At 41.7% G+C, this 15,109-nt stretch carries 30 protein-coding genes; all 30 read left to right on the top strand.

The window, feature by feature from the left end; genetic code table 11:
- On the top strand, positions 1–77 hold a 77-nt coding region (locus ACT3ID_RS18820; RefSeq protein WP_422447782.1), incomplete at its 5' end, for an EF-Tu C-terminal domain-related protein.
- A 58-nt stretch (positions 78–135) separates the two neighbouring features.
- Entirely contained in the window at positions 136–447 is a 312-nt protein-coding gene (gene rpsJ, locus ACT3ID_RS18815) for a 30S ribosomal protein S10 (protein ID WP_491543613.1), read from the top strand.
- A gap of 19 nt (positions 448–466) precedes the next feature.
- Positions 467–1,096 carry a 50S ribosomal protein L3 gene (gene rplC, locus ACT3ID_RS18810; RefSeq protein ID WP_491543612.1) on the top strand — a complete coding sequence of 210 codons (630 nt, stop codon included), beginning with the start codon at positions 467–469 and terminating at the stop codon, positions 1,094–1,096.
- A gap of 15 nt (positions 1,097–1,111) precedes the next feature.
- Positions 1,112–1,759 (top strand): 50S ribosomal protein L4, encoded by a 648-nt coding sequence (gene rplD, locus ACT3ID_RS18805; RefSeq protein ID WP_491543611.1) that lies wholly within the window; start codon positions 1,112–1,114, stop codon positions 1,757–1,759.
- A complete protein-coding gene (gene rplW / locus ACT3ID_RS18800) occupies positions 1,756–2,046 on the top strand; it encodes a 50S ribosomal protein L23 (RefSeq protein ID WP_491543610.1) in 291 nt (96 codons plus the stop codon). The genes rplD and rplW overlap by 4 nt, the downstream gene beginning before the upstream one ends.
- A gap of 14 nt (positions 2,047–2,060) precedes the next feature.
- Positions 2,061–2,897, top strand: coding sequence for a 50S ribosomal protein L2 (rplB, locus tag ACT3ID_RS18795; RefSeq protein ID WP_491543609.1), 837 nt, complete (start codon positions 2,061–2,063; stop codon positions 2,895–2,897).
- Positions 2,898–2,903: 6 nt separating this feature from the next.
- Entirely contained in the window at positions 2,904–3,203 is a 300-nt protein-coding gene (gene rpsS / locus ACT3ID_RS18790; protein WP_491543608.1) for a 30S ribosomal protein S19, read from the top strand.
- Between the two features lie 6 nt (positions 3,204–3,209).
- Positions 3,210–3,584, top strand: coding sequence for a 50S ribosomal protein L22 (gene rplV, locus ACT3ID_RS18785; RefSeq protein ID WP_491543607.1), 375 nt, complete (start codon positions 3,210–3,212; stop codon positions 3,582–3,584).
- 14 nt (positions 3,585–3,598) lie between these two features.
- Positions 3,599–4,330 (top strand): 30S ribosomal protein S3, encoded by a 732-nt coding sequence (gene rpsC / locus ACT3ID_RS18780; RefSeq protein WP_491543606.1) that lies wholly within the window; start codon positions 3,599–3,601, stop codon positions 4,328–4,330.
- 23 nt (positions 4,331–4,353) lie between these two features.
- Positions 4,354–4,776 carry a 50S ribosomal protein L16 gene (gene rplP / locus ACT3ID_RS18775; RefSeq protein ID WP_491543605.1) on the top strand — a complete coding sequence of 141 codons (423 nt, stop codon included), beginning with the start codon at positions 4,354–4,356 and terminating at the stop codon, positions 4,774–4,776.
- A gap of 20 nt (positions 4,777–4,796) precedes the next feature.
- Positions 4,797–5,003 carry a 50S ribosomal protein L29 gene (gene rpmC, locus ACT3ID_RS18770; protein WP_491543604.1) on the top strand — a complete coding sequence of 69 codons (207 nt, stop codon included), beginning with the start codon at positions 4,797–4,799 and terminating at the stop codon, positions 5,001–5,003.
- Between the two features lie 8 nt (positions 5,004–5,011).
- The gene (gene rpsQ / locus ACT3ID_RS18765) at positions 5,012–5,275 is read left to right on the top strand and encodes a 30S ribosomal protein S17 (protein WP_491543603.1); all 264 of its coding nucleotides are present in this window, start codon (positions 5,012–5,014) and stop codon (positions 5,273–5,275) included.
- 25 nt (positions 5,276–5,300) lie between these two features.
- The gene (gene rplN / locus ACT3ID_RS18760) at positions 5,301–5,669 is read left to right on the top strand and encodes a 50S ribosomal protein L14 (protein ID WP_491543602.1); all 369 of its coding nucleotides are present in this window, start codon (positions 5,301–5,303) and stop codon (positions 5,667–5,669) included.
- Between the two features lie 14 nt (positions 5,670–5,683).
- The gene (gene rplX / locus ACT3ID_RS18755; protein ID WP_491543601.1) at positions 5,684–6,037 is read left to right on the top strand and encodes a 50S ribosomal protein L24; all 354 of its coding nucleotides are present in this window, start codon (positions 5,684–5,686) and stop codon (positions 6,035–6,037) included.
- A gap of 14 nt (positions 6,038–6,051) precedes the next feature.
- A complete protein-coding gene (rplE, locus tag ACT3ID_RS18750) occupies positions 6,052–6,603 on the top strand; it encodes a 50S ribosomal protein L5 (protein WP_491543600.1) in 552 nt (183 codons plus the stop codon).
- 21 nt (positions 6,604–6,624) lie between these two features.
- Positions 6,625–6,894 (top strand): 30S ribosomal protein S14, encoded by a 270-nt coding sequence (rpsN, locus tag ACT3ID_RS18745; RefSeq protein WP_491543599.1) that lies wholly within the window; start codon positions 6,625–6,627, stop codon positions 6,892–6,894.
- 21 nt (positions 6,895–6,915) lie between these two features.
- Positions 6,916–7,308: a 30S ribosomal protein S8 gene (gene rpsH / locus ACT3ID_RS18740; RefSeq protein WP_491543598.1), complete on the top strand. Its 393-nt coding sequence runs from the start codon at positions 6,916–6,918 to the stop codon at positions 7,306–7,308.
- An 18-nt stretch (positions 7,309–7,326) separates the two neighbouring features.
- On the top strand, positions 7,327–7,890 hold the full coding sequence (gene rplF / locus ACT3ID_RS18735; RefSeq protein WP_491543597.1) for a 50S ribosomal protein L6: 564 nt from the start codon (positions 7,327–7,329) through the stop codon (positions 7,888–7,890).
- A gap of 17 nt (positions 7,891–7,907) precedes the next feature.
- On the top strand, positions 7,908–8,276 hold the full coding sequence (rplR, locus tag ACT3ID_RS18730; protein ID WP_491543596.1) for a 50S ribosomal protein L18: 369 nt from the start codon (positions 7,908–7,910) through the stop codon (positions 8,274–8,276).
- An 11-nt stretch (positions 8,277–8,287) separates the two neighbouring features.
- Complete coding sequence (gene rpsE, locus ACT3ID_RS18725; protein WP_491543595.1) at positions 8,288–8,812, top strand: 30S ribosomal protein S5; 525 nt, start codon at positions 8,288–8,290, stop codon at positions 8,810–8,812.
- Between the two features lie 32 nt (positions 8,813–8,844).
- A complete protein-coding gene (gene rplO, locus ACT3ID_RS18720) occupies positions 8,845–9,309 on the top strand; it encodes a 50S ribosomal protein L15 (RefSeq protein ID WP_491543594.1) in 465 nt (154 codons plus the stop codon).
- A gap of 19 nt (positions 9,310–9,328) precedes the next feature.
- Positions 9,329–10,636: a preprotein translocase subunit SecY gene (gene secY, locus ACT3ID_RS18715; protein WP_491543593.1), complete on the top strand. Its 1,308-nt coding sequence runs from the start codon at positions 9,329–9,331 to the stop codon at positions 10,634–10,636.
- Positions 10,636–11,442, top strand: a complete 807-nt coding sequence (map, locus tag ACT3ID_RS18710; protein WP_491543592.1) for a type I methionyl aminopeptidase — start codon at positions 10,636–10,638, stop codon at positions 11,440–11,442. The genes secY and map overlap by 1 nt, the downstream gene beginning before the upstream one ends.
- A gap of 2 nt (positions 11,443–11,444) precedes the next feature.
- Positions 11,445–11,663, top strand: a complete 219-nt coding sequence (gene infA, locus ACT3ID_RS18705) for a translation initiation factor IF-1 (protein ID WP_491543591.1) — start codon at positions 11,445–11,447, stop codon at positions 11,661–11,663.
- A gap of 25 nt (positions 11,664–11,688) precedes the next feature.
- Entirely contained in the window at positions 11,689–11,805 is a 117-nt protein-coding gene (gene rpmJ / locus ACT3ID_RS18700) for a 50S ribosomal protein L36 (RefSeq protein WP_491543590.1), read from the top strand.
- A gap of 23 nt (positions 11,806–11,828) precedes the next feature.
- On the top strand, positions 11,829–12,209 hold the full coding sequence (rpsM, locus tag ACT3ID_RS18695; protein WP_491543589.1) for a 30S ribosomal protein S13: 381 nt from the start codon (positions 11,829–11,831) through the stop codon (positions 12,207–12,209).
- A 13-nt stretch (positions 12,210–12,222) separates the two neighbouring features.
- Complete coding sequence (gene rpsK, locus ACT3ID_RS18690) at positions 12,223–12,621, top strand: 30S ribosomal protein S11 (RefSeq protein WP_491543588.1); 399 nt, start codon at positions 12,223–12,225, stop codon at positions 12,619–12,621.
- A gap of 24 nt (positions 12,622–12,645) precedes the next feature.
- The gene (rpsD, locus tag ACT3ID_RS18685) at positions 12,646–13,251 is read left to right on the top strand and encodes a 30S ribosomal protein S4 (RefSeq protein WP_491543587.1); all 606 of its coding nucleotides are present in this window, start codon (positions 12,646–12,648) and stop codon (positions 13,249–13,251) included.
- A gap of 29 nt (positions 13,252–13,280) precedes the next feature.
- Positions 13,281–14,261, top strand: coding sequence for a DNA-directed RNA polymerase subunit alpha (locus ACT3ID_RS18680; RefSeq protein WP_491543586.1), 981 nt, complete (start codon positions 13,281–13,283; stop codon positions 14,259–14,261).
- 21 nt (positions 14,262–14,282) lie between these two features.
- Positions 14,283–14,801 carry a 50S ribosomal protein L17 gene (gene rplQ / locus ACT3ID_RS18675; protein ID WP_491543585.1) on the top strand — a complete coding sequence of 173 codons (519 nt, stop codon included), beginning with the start codon at positions 14,283–14,285 and terminating at the stop codon, positions 14,799–14,801.
- Positions 14,802–15,109: the final 308 nt, after the last annotated feature.

Below are 15,109 nucleotides of genomic sequence, written 5' to 3'. Positions count from 1 at the left end.
AAGAAGGGCTGCGTTTTGCGATCCGCGAAGGCGGCCGCACCGTAGGCGCCGGCGTCGTAACCGAAATTATTGAATAAGAATTTTGGCTGTTGGCATCGATAAGGTGTCAGCAGCGATAAAAGAAATTTACTAGCTGTGGCAACACAACAAAAGATTCGAATAAAATTAAAGTCGTACGATCATAACCTGATCGATAAATCGGCTGAAAAGATAATACAAACAGTAAAATCGACGGGAGCAGTGGTATCGGGACCGATCCCACTTCCGACTAAGAAAAATATTATAACTGTACTTCGTTCTGTGCACGTAAATAAAACAGCACGAGAACAGTTTGAATATCGTTCTCACAAGCGTTTGATCGATATTCTTTCTACCGGATCTCAAACCGTCGATGCATTGATGAAGCTAGAGTTGCCCTCTGGTGTAGACGTAGAAATTAAAGTGTAACATTATCAGTCACTGAACAATGAGTAGTGGTTTAATTGGTAAAAAAATCGGAATGACAAATGTTTTCGATGACAACGGTCGAAACTATGCCGTTACTGTTATCGAAGTAGATCCGAATGTAATTACTCAGATCAAGACCAATGATGAGCATGGCTATGAGGCTGTTCAGCTTTCTGCTTTCGATAAGAAAGAGAAAAACACCTCAAAACCTTTGCAAGGTCATTTTGAGAAAGCGGGAACAACTCCTAAAAAGTATATTAGAGAGTTCCGAAATTTTGTTCCTGAAGGATTTGAACTTGGAGACGAGCTAAATATTGAAGATGTGTTCAATGTCGGAGATAAGGTCGATGTCGTTGGCGTAAGTAAAGGCAAAGGGTTTACCGGCGTCATGAAGCGACACAATTTTAGCGGTGTTGGTGAAGCAACACACGGTCAGCATGATCGTCAGCGTCATCCAGGTTCGATTGGTCAGGCATCTGATCCCTCACGTGTATTTCCGGGTATGAAGATGGCCGGACGCAGTGGAAACGAGCGAGCAAAAGAGAAGAATTTAACCGTAGCCAGAATATTCAGTGAGTCAAACTTAATGATGGTTACCGGTTCAGTGCCTGGTCCGAATGGGCGTTTTGTAGAAATTTACAATCGATAGTAAGAAACAATAGCAATGAAGCTTCCAATTTTAACAACAGAAGGACAAGATAGCGGCGAAAAGGCTGAGCTGCTCGATTCAATATTCGGAATTGAGCCCAATGAAACCGTTATATATGAAGATGTTCGACGGTATATGGCCAACCAGCGCCAGGGAACCTCAAATACGAAAGAACGAGGACAGGTTCGCGGTGGTGGACGTAAGGCTTATCGTCAAAAAGGAACTGGAAGGGCTCGAAGAGGATCCATCCGTTCACCTTTGTTAAAAGGTGGTGGTACAGTTTTTGGTCCGAGTCCACGCGATTACTCATTCCGAATGTCAAAGAACTCGCGCCAGTTGGCCCGAAAATCAGCATGGTCTGCAAAGGCAAATGATGAGGCTATAAAGATTATTGATGACTTATCACTGGAAGAGCCAAAGACGCGGAAAGTTGCTGACATTCTTAAAGCATTAGATATTGACGGAAAAAAGGTATTAATACTTACGGCAGATACTGATAAAATTTTGTATAAATCTGCTCGTAATATTCCTGATGTACAGGTATTGGAAGCAAATAAACCTACGACTTATCAGATCCTTGATGCTGAAGTGATTTTGATTCAGGAAAGTGCAATTGATGTTTTAGAAGGATCTATTGAATCTTCAGAGGAGGCAGCAGCATGAAACAAGTATTAAAAAAACCATTAATTACAGAGAAACTTACTCGGCTACAGGAAGAAGGCAAATACGCTTTTGAGGTTGATAAGTATGCCTCCAAAGCGGATATCAAACGAGCGGTATTAGACCGCTATCCAACTGTGGAGATCGATCAGATCAATACGATGATTATGCCTTCAAAACCTAAAGGACGATACACACAGAGTGGGTATGTCGCAGGCCGAGAAAAAGTTTGGAAGAAAGCAATTGTAACTCTCAAAGAAGGCGAAATTGACTTCTTTAGTGAAATTTAGAAACCAATAGTTCAATGGCTACAAAGAAATCAAATCCATCAACGCCCGGTGAAAGACACAGAATTGCTCCTGTGTTTGATGATGTTACCGTGAGCAAGCCTAAGGAAAAAAGGCTTGTAAAGGGTAAGCATAACACTGGTGGTAGAAATAAGCAGGGGCGTATGACATCTCGCCATCGCGGCGGAGGTCATAAACGTCGATATCGTTATATCGATTTTAAACGCGATAAGTATGATATCCCTGCAAAAGTTCAGACGATTGAGTACGATCCTAATCGGTCTGCGCGAATTGCACTGGTAGCTTATGCCGACGGTGAGAAGCGATATATCATTGCACCGGATAAGTTAAAGGTTGGAGACACTATAGTAAGTGGAACTGATGTGGAACCTGATGTCGGTAATGCTATGCCGATGAAATTTATGCCGCCGGGAACCTTTATCCATAATATTGAATTGCATCCCGGACAGGGTGCACAGCTTTGCCGGAGTGCTGGTACATCTGCACAGATGATTGCGAAATCTGACAGATATGTTACAGTGAAATTACCCTCTGGCGAAGTTCGAATGATTTTAGGTAAGTGTACTGCAACAGTAGGTTCCACAAGTAATCCGGATCATTTTAATACCTCACTGGGTAAGGCCGGACGTAACCGATGGAAAGGCAAGCGGCCGCATACCCGGGGTGTTGCAATGAACCCTATTGATCACCCAATGGGTGGTGGTGAAGGAAAGGCCTCTGGTGGACATCCGCGTTCGCCGTGGGGGCAATCTTCAAAAGGATTAAAGACGAGAAAACGAAAGAAGCTTTCGGACCGATATATTGTCCGAGGTCGTAAAAAGTCTAAAAAGTAATTAGTTATGCCTAGATCGCTAAGAAAAGGACCTTACGTATATTACAAACTACAGCGTAAGATCGATGAAATGAATGAGAGCGGCAGTAAGAATGTCATTAAAACATGGTCGCGTAGTTCTATGGTTACGCCTGATTTTGTTGGATTGACAATAGCCGTTCATAACGGGAAGCAATTTATCCCGGTTTATATTACCGAGAACATGGTAGGCCACAAGTTAGGTGAATTTGCACCTACGCGAACGTTCCGTGGCCACCCTGTTAAATCGAAAGCAAGTAGAGAAGCACCGAAAAAACCAGGAATGTAAGATATTATGGCTGAAGATATAAAAGAAGCACGAGCTGTACAGAAGCATCTTCGTAGATCACCACGGAAAGCTCGTTTGGTGGTTGATGCTGTTCGAGGAGACAGGGTCGATAAGGCTTTGAAAAAGCTTGAATTTACTCATAAGGATGCAGCTGCTGATGTTATTAAAGTTGTTAAATCGGCTGCTGCTAATATTCGGGACAAGTTTCAAGAGGCCAGACTTGATAACCAGGATATATATATCAAAGAAATTTATGTAGACGAAGGTGCGACTCTGAAGCGCATTCAACCAAGAGCTATGGGACGCGCTAACCAGATTCGCAAACGTACATGTCACATCACGGTTGTTGTGGCAGAAAAAGAAGAAGAATTAGTTAATTAATAAGAGATAATACCTTGGGACAGAAATCACATCCAGTAGGTTTACGACTCGGCATAATTCGCGGTTGGGATTCCAATTGGTATTCCGAAGAGAATAAGCCTGAAATTTTATACGAAGACACAAAACTGCGCGAATACTTGCATACGCGTCTTCAAAATGGAGGGCTCTCGCGAGTCATAATCGAACGAACACCAAAACGAATACTTCTTACATTAAAAACCAGCCGCCCCGGTGTTATTATCGGTAAAGGTGGTGAACAGATTGAACTTCTGCGTGAAGAGCTGAAGAAAATTACGGATAAGGAAGTTCAAATTAATGTAAGTGAGATTAAACGACCCGAAACCGATGCAAGCTTGGTCGCCCAAAACATTGCACAGCAGCTTGAAGCCCGGATATCGTTCCGAAGAGCAATGAAGACAGCTATTTCTTCTGCCATGCGAATGGGAGCGGAAGGAATCAAGATTCGCTGCGCCGGACGATTAGGTGGTGCTGAGATGGCACGTACAGAGCAGTACCGTGAAGGAAGAGTTCCTTTGCATACTTTGCGTGCCGATATTGACTATTATAACACCACTGCGAATACTATTTACGGATCCATTGGTGTTACTGTATGGATTTTCAAAGGCGAAATTCTTGGAGATATTGAACTTACTCCAGGGGATGCTCACACCCAGCAGAAAGATGATTCACGAAGCCGACGCGGAGGAGGTAAACGGTCGCGTCGAAGAAGACGAAGTAGAAGTTAATTAACAGAGGAAATAACTAGATTATGTTAGAACCAAGAAATGTAAGACGCCGCAGGCAGCATCGAAGAAGCCTGAAAGGTACGGCACAGCGAGGACATACGCTTGCATATGGCGATTTTGGTTTAAAGGCTCTTGAGCCTAAATATATTACATCTCGGCAGATCGAATCTTGCCGAATCGCTATTGCACGCCAGTTGCAGCGTGATGGACAGACTTGGATTCGTATCTTCCCGGATATGCCGAAAACAGCTCAACCGGCAGAAACACGTATGGGTAAAGGAAAAGGTGCGGTTGAAGAGTATGTAGCAGTTGTGAAACCTGGTAGAATTTTGTTTGAAATTGCCGGCGTCTCTGAAGAATTGGCTTGGGAAGCGATGCGAAGAGCAGATTATAAACTCCCAATTAAAACGAAATTTATTGTTCGTCGCGATTATGACGGACCTTAATTTCAAAGCATTTAAAAGATATGAAAGCTCACGAACTTAGAGATAAATCTATTGCTGAATTGAAGGCTAGGCTGAAAGATGAAAAGCAGGCATTGCAGGATATGAAATTTAACCGTGCAATTGCCGGTCAGCTTGAAAATCCCGCTCGTGTTACGATGACACGTCGCGAGATTGCCCGAATTCATACAATCATTACTGAAAAAGAACAAGAAGAAAGTGCTGAATAGCTAACACAATGGCACAACCAGAACGAGTACAACGAAGACAACGAAAAGGTCGCGTAGTCAGCAACAAAATGGATAAAACTATTACTGTTGCTGTCGACCGAAAAATTAAACACGCGATTTACGGAAAATATATTACCAAGACGACCAAGTATATGGCCCATGATGAAGATAATCAGGCCAATGAAGGAGACCTGGTACAGATTATGTCTACCAGGCCACTTTCAAAAAGAAAATCTTGGCGACTTGTTGAAATTATTGAACGAGCAAAATAACGGATATATATTTTAGGAATTTGCAATGGTACAAGCACAAACAAAATTAAATGTTGCTGATAACAGCGGCGCTCGTCAGATCAAGTGTATTAAAGTCCTTGGAGATTCCAAGCGACGATATGCACGAATTGGTGATCTGATTTCTGCTTCCGTTCAAACTGCAATACCTGGTGGTAACGTAAAAAAGGGTGAAGTAGTAACGGCGGTAGTCGTTAGAACCAAAAAAGAGATCCGCCGAAATGACGGCAGCTATATACGATTTGATGAAAATGCAGCTGTTATCATAAATAAAGAAAGTGAACCAGTAGGAACCCGGATCTTTGGTCCGGTTGCCCGAGAGTTACGTGAACGGAATTATATGCGAATTGTATCACTTGCTCCAGAAGTGCTTTAAAAAAGATTTTTATTATGCCACGTAAGAAAAATAAGCAGAAGAAATTACATGTTAAGAAAGGCGATGAAGTGCGAGTAATCGCTGGAAATGACAAAGGTCTGGAAGGCCGCATATTAGCGGTGTTTCCGGATAAAGAACGAGTATTGGTTGAAGGAATAAATATGCGCGTACATCACGACCAGCCAACGCAGGAAAATCCACAGGGTGGGCGTATCGAACGTGAAGTTCCTATTCATATATCTAATGTAATGATACTTGATCCTTCTACCGGAGAACCTACTCGTATTGGTAGAAAACGCATTGAAGACGATAGTGGCGGACGTTGGGTTCGCTACGCGAAAAAAAGTGGCGAGATCATTGATAAATAAGAAGTTATTATAGAATGGCAGAAGCAAGACTTTACAAACAGTATAAAGAAGAAATTATATCAAATCTGCAGGAACAGTTTGAGTATGACAGCGTCATGGCTGTCCCGAAACTGGAAAAGATTGTAATAAACAGCGGTGTTGGAGAAGCAGTAGAAAATGAGAAACGATTGGATACTGTTTCAGAAAATATTGCTCAGATTACGGGACAAAAGCCGATTTTGACGAAGTCTAAAAAATCGATCTCTAATTTTAAGATTCGGGAAGGAGTACCTATCGGATGTAAGGTAACTCTGAGGAAGAAAAAGATGTACGAATTCCTGGATCGGTTGATTAACCTGGCATTGCCAAGAACACGTGACTTTCAAGGTGTCCCTGATAAGAGTTTCGATGGAAGAGGAAATTATACGCTCGGTATTAAAGAGCATACGATATTTCCTGAAATAAATACCGACGAAGTGGATACCATTCATGGTATGGATGTCACGTTTGTGACGACAGCAGAGACTGATGAAGAAGCTTATGCTCTGTTGAAAGAATTCGGAATGCCATTTCAACGAAGAAATTAAATAACACAAGCACACTCTATTATGGCTAAAAAAGCTTGGATAGCACGAAACAAAAAACGAAAGCGAACAGTAGAGAAGTACGCAGAAAAGCGGAAGAAGCTAAAGGAAGAAGGAAAGTGGGAGGAACTACAGAAACTTCCACGTGATGCCAGTCCTACAAGGGTAAACAACCGTTGTAGCTTGACCGGCCGTGCCCGAGGCTATATTCGCAAGTATGGTATCTCTCGTATTAAATTCCGTGAACTTGCGCTCGACGGAAAAATTCCCGGCGTGCGAAAAGCAAGTTGGTAAAAAATTTAACGAAGAACTTTTATGTTTGATCCAATTTCAGATTATTTAACAAGAATACGTAACGCACAACAAGCGGGTCATCGTCGTGTTGATATACCGGCATCGAAATTAAAACGTGCCATGACCAAAATCCTGTTAGATAAGGGATATATAAATAAGTATATCAACATCGATGACGGCAAACAGGGGATGCTTCGTTTGTTTCTGAAGTATGATGCATATGGTCATCCTGTAATAAAGAAAATGAAACGTCGTTCTAAGCCTGGACTGCGTGAATATTGTTCAGCTGATGAGATTCCCCGGGCTCTTAATGGACTGGGTATTGTTATCCTGTCTACTTCTCGCGGCGTTATGACCGATAAAGAGGCCCGCAAAGTAAATGTGGGTGGCGAAGTATTGTGCACTGTTTATTAAAAATAAGATTATAGAATTATGTCTCGTATCGGAAATCAACCGGTTGAATTAAAAGATGATGTTAAGTTCAGCATTAATGCTGATAATGTCGTTACTATTGAAGGTGAAAAAGGTAGCGATAGCTTGAAGATTGATCCCAGTATTAATGTTGAAAAAGAAGATAATCAACTTATTATCAGCCGTACTGCTGATGAAAAAATAGATCGATCCCTTCATGGGTTATATCGGTCACTATTAAGCAATATGGTGACTGGTGTAACAGAAGGATATAAAAAGGAGCTCGAAATTATTGGTGTAGGTTATCGAGCATCAATAAGTAACGGAGTTCTGGAATTGCAATTAGGGTTCTCTCATCCGATCTACTTTGTACCACCGGATGAGGTCGATATTGAGGTTGATACCAAGTCAAAAAAGAACCCAATGGTGATTATATCAGGAATTAATAAGGAATTAGTTGGCCAGGTTGCCGCTAAAATTCGCTCATTACGTCCTCCCGAGCCGTATAAAGGCAAAGGAATTCGTTACGTTGATGAGTGGGTTCGCAGAAAAGCCGGTAAATCTGCTGCTAAAGCACAAGCATAACAGGATTTATAATTACGATGGATAAGAATATTAGCAAAAAATTACGTCGAGATAGAATACGACGCCGTATTCGTTCAACGATACGTGGTACGGCAGATCGTCCACGGTTGTGTCTTTACAAAAGTAATAAACATGTTTACGCACAGCTCGTTAATGATCGTTTGGGGCAGACATTGGTTTCCGCCTCAACCCAAACCGAAGAGCTTGGCGATGAAATCGAGGATAAGACAAAGCAAGAAGCTGCCGAAATTGTTGGAAAGCATTTGGCAAAACTTGCTGAGGATAAAGGATACAACCAAGTTGTTTTCGATCGCAGTGGTTATAAATATCACGGCGTAGTTAAAGCACTGGCAGAAGGTGCTCGTGAAGGAGGATTAGACTTTTAAAAAGAATTATTATGCCTAAAATAAAACGACGACATAACATAACACCTACAAATCTGAACCTTGAAGAGAAACTGGTGCATATTAACCGGGTCTCGAAGGTAGTAAAAGGTGGCCGCCGCTTTAGTTTTAATGCTATTGTGGTTGTTGGAAATAAAGACGGTGTTGTTGGACATGGTCTCGGTAAAGCCAACGAAGTTTCTGATGCCATCCAAAAAGGATTTGATAATGCTAAGAAGAATTTGATTAAGGTACCGATGACGAAAACCGGCAGTATCTTCCATACCATTACAGGTAAAGAAGGAGCCGGCGAAGTACTTCTCAGACCTGCATCTGAGGGTACCGGTGTAATTGCAGGTGGACCTGTTAAGGCACTGCTCGATATTGCAGGTCTTCAGAATATCTTGACGAAATCTGTAGGATCATCAAATCCTCATAATATGGTAAAGGCAACCTATAACGGTTTGAAGAATTTAACAGATCCGCTGGAAGTTGCCGAGCGAAGAGGAGTTTCATTGAATAAAGTATTTGAAGGCTAATAGATCTAAGGAATTTAACCAAAGACAATACGATGGATTTAAGCAATTTAAACGCTCCGGAACCCAACAAGAAAAACGCCAAACGTATCGGTCGCGGACAAGGTTCAGGAAGAGGGGGCCATACGGTTGGAAGAGGTCATAACGGGCAACGATCACGGAGTGGCTTTAAAGAGAAATTTTGGTTCGAAGGTGGTCAAATGCCTTTGCAGCGACGTATCCCCAAATGGGGATTTAACAACAGCAAATTCCGTACGGAATATGTTGCTGTAAATACCGGAACTATTCAACTGTTTATTGAGCATGATAAATTAGGCGAAAAAATAACATTATCAGATCTGCGGGATGCAGGATTAGCCGGAAAAAATGATTTGATAAAGCTGTTGGGTGATGGTGACATCGAAGCTTCGATAGATATTGAAGTGCATAAAGCCAGTAAATCAGCTCAGGAAAAAGTTGAAGAAGCCGGCGGTAACATTACATTTGTTAATGAAAATTAAATAGTTAGCCACCTTCTAAATGAGTTTGATTGAAAACTTTCGAAACATATTTAAAATAGAGGAACTGAAAAATCGGATCCTCTATGTTATTGGTATCTTGATGGTTTACCGAATCGGGAGTTTTGTCACACTTCCGGGGATTGATGCGAGTCAGCTCACGCAGCAGGCAGGTGACGCCTCAAGTTTGCTGGGACTCTTTGATATGTTTGTGGGTGGTGCTTTTTCTCGTGCAGGTGTATTTGCGCTAGGAATTATGCCTTACATTACAGCTGCAATTATTATTCAGCTTATGGGCGCTGTTGTCCCTTATTTCCAAAAGTTGCAACGAGAGGGTGAAGAAGGACGACGAAAAATTAATCGCCTGACACGTTATGGCACAGTTGGGATTACATTGGTACAGGCTATCGGTTTTGCCATAAATTTAATGGCTACATCCCCCAACGCTATTGTTGTCAGTAACTTCACCTTTGTTTTAACCTCGATGATTATCTTAACTGCCGGGACCACTTTTGTAATGTGGTTGGGCGAACGTATTTCGGATCGGGGAATCGGAAACGGTATTTCCATTATCATTATGATTGGTATTATTGCCCGATTGCCTGCGAGTTTGATTAATGAGGTCACCACAAAAGGAAATCTTATCATCGTTATTATGGAAATTGCAGCGCTAATTCTGGTGATTGCTGCTTGCGTATTGCTGACCCAGGGTGTGCGAAAAGTACCTGTGCAATATGCAAAACGGGTTGTTGGACGAAAGGTTTACGGTGGAACTACACAATACTTACCGCTTAGATTGAATGCAGCGGGAGTTATGCCGATTATTTTTGCCCAGTCAATTATGTTTATTCCAAGCACAATAGGGACCTTTTTCCCGAATAATGAGACTGTCCAAATGTTAACAGCTTGGTCAAGTGATTTTACCGGAGTTACCTACTCAATTATCTTTGGAATAATTGTAGTGTTCTTTACGTACTTCTATACAGCTATTACAGTTAATCCACGTGAAATGGCGGATACCATGAAACGCCAAGGTGGATTTATTCCCGGAGTACGTCCAGGAAACCAAACCGTGGAGTTTATCGATAATATCCTGACGAAAGTTACGCTCCCGGGCTCTATCTTTTTGGCAATTATAGCTATTATGCCTGCGATTGTGGCTCGTATGGGTGTTACACCTGGCTTTGCTCTGTTCTATGGAGGAACAAGTCTTTTGATTATCGTAGGTGTAGCCCTGGATACGCTGCAGCAAATTGAAAGTCATTTGATGATGCGTCACTACGACGGCTTTATGAAAACCGGAAAAATGAAAGGACGTCGAAGGGCATAATGATCTATTTGAAGAGTGAATCAGAAATAGAGAAAATGCGCGAAAGCGCTCAGTTGGTCTCCCGGACATTAGCAGAAGTGGCTAAATATATTGAGCCAGGTGTGACGACCGCCAAGTTAGACCGTGTCGCAGAAGAGTTTATTAAAAAAAATAATGGTCGTCCTGCTTTTAAAGGTTATGGCCCTAAGGGGAATACATTTCCCGCTACACTTTGTATCTCGGTTAATGAGGAAGTTGTTCACGGAATACCGAGCGAAAAAAGGGAATTAAAAGAAGGAGATATTGTTTCGATCGATTGTGGCGTCGAAAAAGAAGGATATTTCGGCGACCATGCCTATACTTTTGCAGTTGGGGAATGTGAAGACGAAAAAATTCGTTTGTTACGAGCTACACTTGAATCCCTTTACAAAGGTATAGAACAGGCGGTGCATGGCAACAGAGTCGGAGATATCTCCAATGCTGTGCAAACGCACTGTGAAGATGCAGGATTTGGTGTAGTGCGAGATTTGGTGGGACATGGCCTCGGAAAATCACTTCATGAAGACCCTTCGGTTCCTAATTTTGGGAAAGCGGGGCGCGGAGATCGGTTGCGATCAGGTATGACCTTGGCCATTGAGCCCATGATCACCATGGGATCTTGGAAAATTAAAACATTGGATGACGGCTGGACTGTTGTAACAGCGGATAAAAAAGTAGCTGCACATTATGAGCATGACATCGTTGTCCGCGAAGGAAAAGCTGAAATTCTAAGTACTTTTGATTATATTAGAGAGATCACCAAAAGTCGAATAAACGCAAAGATTTAGAAATGGCTAAAGAAGAGCCAATTAAACAAGACGGTGAAATTATTGAAGCATTGCCGAACGCGCAGTTTCGCGTGAAGCTCGATAATGGGCATGAAATTTTAGCCCATGTTTCTGGAAAAATGAGAATGTACTATATCAAAATTCTTCCCGGCGATCGTGTCGCCGTGGAAATGTCTCCCTACGATTTAACGAAGGGACGTATAACGTATCGTTATAAATAAATTCTAATTTAAAGAATTTAGTACTATGAAAACGAAGTCATCAGTAAAGAAAAGAAGTTCAGACGACAAGATTGTACGACGCAATGGTCGTGTATATGTAATCAATAAAAAGAATCCTCGTCACAAGCAACGACAAGGATAGATTTATAAACCTGTATAGTTTTTATGGCAAGAATCGCTGGAATAGACTTACCGAAAGATAAACGTGGAGAAATAGGTCTGACCTATATACATGGTATCGGTCGGTCAACAGCTCAGGATATACTTGATGAGCTGGAGATCGATCGTGATATCAAAGTAAAAGACTGGACCGACAGTCAAGTATCTGATCTCCGTCAAAAAATAGATAACGAATATAAGGTGGAAGGGGCTTTACGTAGCGAAGTAAAAGCCAATATACGCCGATTGATCGAGATTGGATCGTATCGTGGCAATCGCCACCGAAAAGGATTACCGGTCCGGGGTCAGAGAACGCAAACCAATGCGCGTACCCGTAAAGGTAAGCGACAGACTGTTGCAGGTAAGAAATCAGCTCCAAGAAAATAATAAGCACAAATAAATGGCAAAGAGACAACGTAGATCTGCAAAAAAGAAACGACGAAAGCAGCTTTCTGATCCCAACGGTATGGCCTTTATTAAGGCTACCTTTAATAACGTACTTGTTACCATAACTGATGCAGAAGGGAACGCAGTTTCCTGGTCATCGGCTGGTAAAGAAGGATTTAAGGGATCACGGAAAAATACGCCCTATGCAGCACAGCTTAGCGCTGAAACTGCAGCTACTGCAGCACATGAGATGGGCTTAAGGCGTGTTGAAGTGTTTGTAAAGGGGCCTGGATCCGGACGAGAAGCTGCGGTGAGGGCTATCGCATCAAGTGGATTGGAAGTAACTTCGATTAAAGATCGTACACCTATTCCACACAACGGCTGCAGACCACCTAAACGACGAAGAGTTTAAAGAAGAAATTATCAGTTAACAGTTATGGCAAGATACAGAGGTCCAAAACAAAAGAAAGCAAGACGATTCCGAGAGCCTATTTTTGGTCCCAGTAAAGCACTGGAGCGTAAACCATATGGGCCGGGACAACATGGACGTTCTCGATATTCGAGGAAATCAGAATACGCTATTCAGCTAGAAGAAAAGCAGAAAGCCAAGTACACATATGGTTTGTTGGAAAAGCAATTTTCTAACTTGTTTGATAAAGCAAACGCCAAAGATGGAGTAACTGGTGAGATTCTGCTTCAACTACTGGAAAGCCGCTTAGACAATACCGTATATCGTCTTGGTTTTGCAAGAACTCGACGACAGGCCCGACAACTTGTGAATCACAAACATATGGTGGTCAATGGAGAGGTAGTGAATATTCCCTCTTACCAACTTAAGCCTGGCGATGTAGTGAGCGTGCGTCCCAAGTCAAAGAATTTAGAGATCATAAATGAATCTATACAACACGCTCCAACAAGTAAATATAAATGGATAGAGATAGATAAGAAGGATATGAAGGGCAAGTTTTTGAATATGCCTGAGATGGAAGAAATTCCAGAAAATATCAATGTCCAGCTTATCGTTGAGCTTTATTCCAAATAATTTAAAACTAGTTCAAGAACGTTTTTGATATGAGTAATTATAGCATTCAAATGCCAGAACCGTTAGAAGTTGAAGAGGCTACGGATACATTTGGCACTTTTATATTGCAACCTCTGGAACGGGGTTTCGGAGTTACTATTGGGAATTCATTTCGTAGAATTCTTCTCTCTTCACTTCCTGGAATAGCCATAAACGCTGTTAAAATCAACGGTGTAGAACATGAATATTCCAGCATTGAAGGCGTGAAGGAAGATGTTTACGAGATTATCCTTAATCTGAAGGAAGTCCGTTTTAAGCAGGTTGAGCAAAGTAGTGGTATTGTACATATATCAAAATCAGGCGAAGGTTCATTAACTGCTGATGATATCAATGAAGCCACTGCTGATTATGAGGTGTTGAACAACGATCTCGTTATTGCCACCATGGCAGAAGATGCAAATATCGAAATGGAACTTCATGTAGGTCGCGGAAGGGGATATGTCCCTGCCGAGGAACAGAGTGTAGATACGGAAGAAGATGTGAACCTAATTCCTATCGATGCTATTTACACACCTATCAAACAAGTTCAGTTTGATGTAGAAAATGTCCGGGTTGGTCAGCGTACCGACTATGAGAAGCTTGTTATGGACATTACTACAGATGGATCCATTAATTCGAAAGAAGCGCTTACCATAGCCGGAAAAATATTGAAGGAGCATACTGAGAAGTTCATCACCGAAGAAATTGATGAACCCTTCACTCAGGAGGAAGAAGAAGTTGATGCCGAAAAGCAAAGAATAGCTAATTTACTTAAAACAAGCATCGAAGATCTGAATCTGAGTGTTCGTTCCTACAACTGCCTCAAATCTGCTAATATAAATACGATTGGTGAACTTGTTGCCCGAGATGAGCAGGATTTACTAAAGTTCCGTAATTTCGGAAAAAAATCTCTGGCCGAACTTGTTGAAGTAATTGAAGGTAAGGATCTTCATTTTGGAATGGATGTTAAGAAGTATTTAGATAATTCATAAAGCTTTTATAGATAGATAGAAATGCGTCATTTAAAAAAAGGAAGAAAACTAGGTCGAACTACCTCACACCGAAAAGCAACATTAAGTGCTCTCTCTGTAGCTCTTTTGAAGGAGCACAGGATTGTAACTACAGTTGCTAAAGCCAAAGCGCTTCGACCATTTGTTGAACCTCTGATTACAAAGGCGAAAGAAGATACGCCTCATAATCGGCAGCAAGTATTCTCGAAGCTCAAAAATAAAGAAGTTGTTTCTCATCTTTTCGATGAGGTAGCACAAAAGGCAATGGATCGTCCTGGTGGATATACACGGATCGTTAAATTGGGATACCGATCTGGTGACAATGCTCAGATGGCTGTCATAGAGCTTGTAGATTATAATGATATAAAGCCTAAGGACAGTAAAAAGCAGAAGCGCACACGTCGGGCAGGTCAGAGCAAAAAGACTACCTCTTCTGGAGCTGAGTCTAAAAAAGATAAAAAGACTGAGTCGTCTTCCGGGGATCAAACTGATTCTTCCGGCAATAGTTCAGAAGAAGAATAGTTTCAACTTTCTTTTATTTATCCTGAGTACAAGAAACTTATTATTACCTAAATGTGGTGCTAATAATTATTTGCATCCAAGTAAATAAGTTCTTATCATTGCACCGCCTCGAAAGAGAAGTCTTACTAAAGAAAATTAGTTATTAAATAGTTGACTTCAAGAGGTAAAAAGCTTTATCTTTGAAGTCTGCCAAAAGAGTTAGGCAGGAGTCAAAAGTTCTTTCAAATATTGGAACATACAGACGATCGCACGTCGAGCCCTTGTCGCCCCGAGTATTCGGGGTTAGATAAGAATTCTTGATGCAGGCC

Source organism: Fodinibius sp. GM108, assembly GCF_058386985.1.
Note: the sequence above shows the minus strand (reverse complement) of the source record. Positions and strands in the feature narration are given on the sequence as shown.

Bases quoted from the DNA above. Each gene is read 5' to 3' on its own strand.
- rpsS (WP_491543608.1), top strand. From the start codon at position 2,904: ATGCCTAGATCGCTAAGAAAAGGACCTTACGTATATTACAAACTACAG.
- rplB (WP_491543609.1), top strand. From the start codon at position 2,061: ATGGCTACAAAGAAATCAAATCCATCAACGCCCGGTGAAAGACACAGA.
- rpmC (WP_491543604.1), top strand. From the start codon at position 4,797: ATGAAAGCTCACGAACTTAGAGATAAATCTATTGCTGAATTGAAGGCT.
- rpsH (WP_491543598.1), top strand. From the start codon at position 6,916: ATGTTTGATCCAATTTCAGATTATTTAACAAGAATACGTAACGCACAA.
- rpsQ (WP_491543603.1), top strand. From the start codon at position 5,012: ATGGCACAACCAGAACGAGTACAACGAAGACAACGAAAAGGTCGCGTA.
- rpmJ (WP_491543590.1), top strand. From the start codon at position 11,689: ATGAAAACGAAGTCATCAGTAAAGAAAAGAAGTTCAGACGACAAGATT.
- rplF (WP_491543597.1), top strand. From the start codon at position 7,327: ATGTCTCGTATCGGAAATCAACCGGTTGAATTAAAAGATGATGTTAAG.
- ACT3ID_RS18680 (WP_491543586.1), top strand. From the start codon at position 13,281: ATGAGTAATTATAGCATTCAAATGCCAGAACCGTTAGAAGTTGAAGAG.
- infA (WP_491543591.1), top strand. From the start codon at position 11,445: ATGGCTAAAGAAGAGCCAATTAAACAAGACGGTGAAATTATTGAAGCA.
- rplX (WP_491543601.1), top strand. From the start codon at position 5,684: ATGCCACGTAAGAAAAATAAGCAGAAGAAATTACATGTTAAGAAAGGC.
- rplQ (WP_491543585.1), top strand. From the start codon at position 14,283: ATGCGTCATTTAAAAAAAGGAAGAAAACTAGGTCGAACTACCTCACAC.
- rpsE (WP_491543595.1), top strand. From the start codon at position 8,288: ATGCCTAAAATAAAACGACGACATAACATAACACCTACAAATCTGAAC.
- rplO (WP_491543594.1), top strand. From the start codon at position 8,845: ATGGATTTAAGCAATTTAAACGCTCCGGAACCCAACAAGAAAAACGCC.
- rplV (WP_491543607.1), top strand. From the start codon at position 3,210: ATGGCTGAAGATATAAAAGAAGCACGAGCTGTACAGAAGCATCTTCGT.
- rpsD (WP_491543587.1), top strand. From the start codon at position 12,646: ATGGCAAGATACAGAGGTCCAAAACAAAAGAAAGCAAGACGATTCCGA.
- rplR (WP_491543596.1), top strand. From the start codon at position 7,908: ATGGATAAGAATATTAGCAAAAAATTACGTCGAGATAGAATACGACGC.
- rplC (WP_491543612.1), top strand. From the start codon at position 467: ATGAGTAGTGGTTTAATTGGTAAAAAAATCGGAATGACAAATGTTTTC.
- rplP (WP_491543605.1), top strand. From the start codon at position 4,354: ATGTTAGAACCAAGAAATGTAAGACGCCGCAGGCAGCATCGAAGAAGC.
- rplW (WP_491543610.1), top strand. From the start codon at position 1,756: ATGAAACAAGTATTAAAAAAACCATTAATTACAGAGAAACTTACTCGG.
- rpsM (WP_491543589.1), top strand. From the start codon at position 11,829: ATGGCAAGAATCGCTGGAATAGACTTACCGAAAGATAAACGTGGAGAA.
- rpsN (WP_491543599.1), top strand. From the start codon at position 6,625: ATGGCTAAAAAAGCTTGGATAGCACGAAACAAAAAACGAAAGCGAACA.
- rplE (WP_491543600.1), top strand. From the start codon at position 6,052: ATGGCAGAAGCAAGACTTTACAAACAGTATAAAGAAGAAATTATATCA.
- secY (WP_491543593.1), top strand. From the start codon at position 9,329: ATGAGTTTGATTGAAAACTTTCGAAACATATTTAAAATAGAGGAACTG.
- rpsK (WP_491543588.1), top strand. From the start codon at position 12,223: ATGGCAAAGAGACAACGTAGATCTGCAAAAAAGAAACGACGAAAGCAG.
- rplD (WP_491543611.1), top strand. From the start codon at position 1,112: ATGAAGCTTCCAATTTTAACAACAGAAGGACAAGATAGCGGCGAAAAG.
- rplN (WP_491543602.1), top strand. From the start codon at position 5,301: ATGGTACAAGCACAAACAAAATTAAATGTTGCTGATAACAGCGGCGCT.
- map (WP_491543592.1), top strand. From the start codon at position 10,636: ATGATCTATTTGAAGAGTGAATCAGAAATAGAGAAAATGCGCGAAAGC.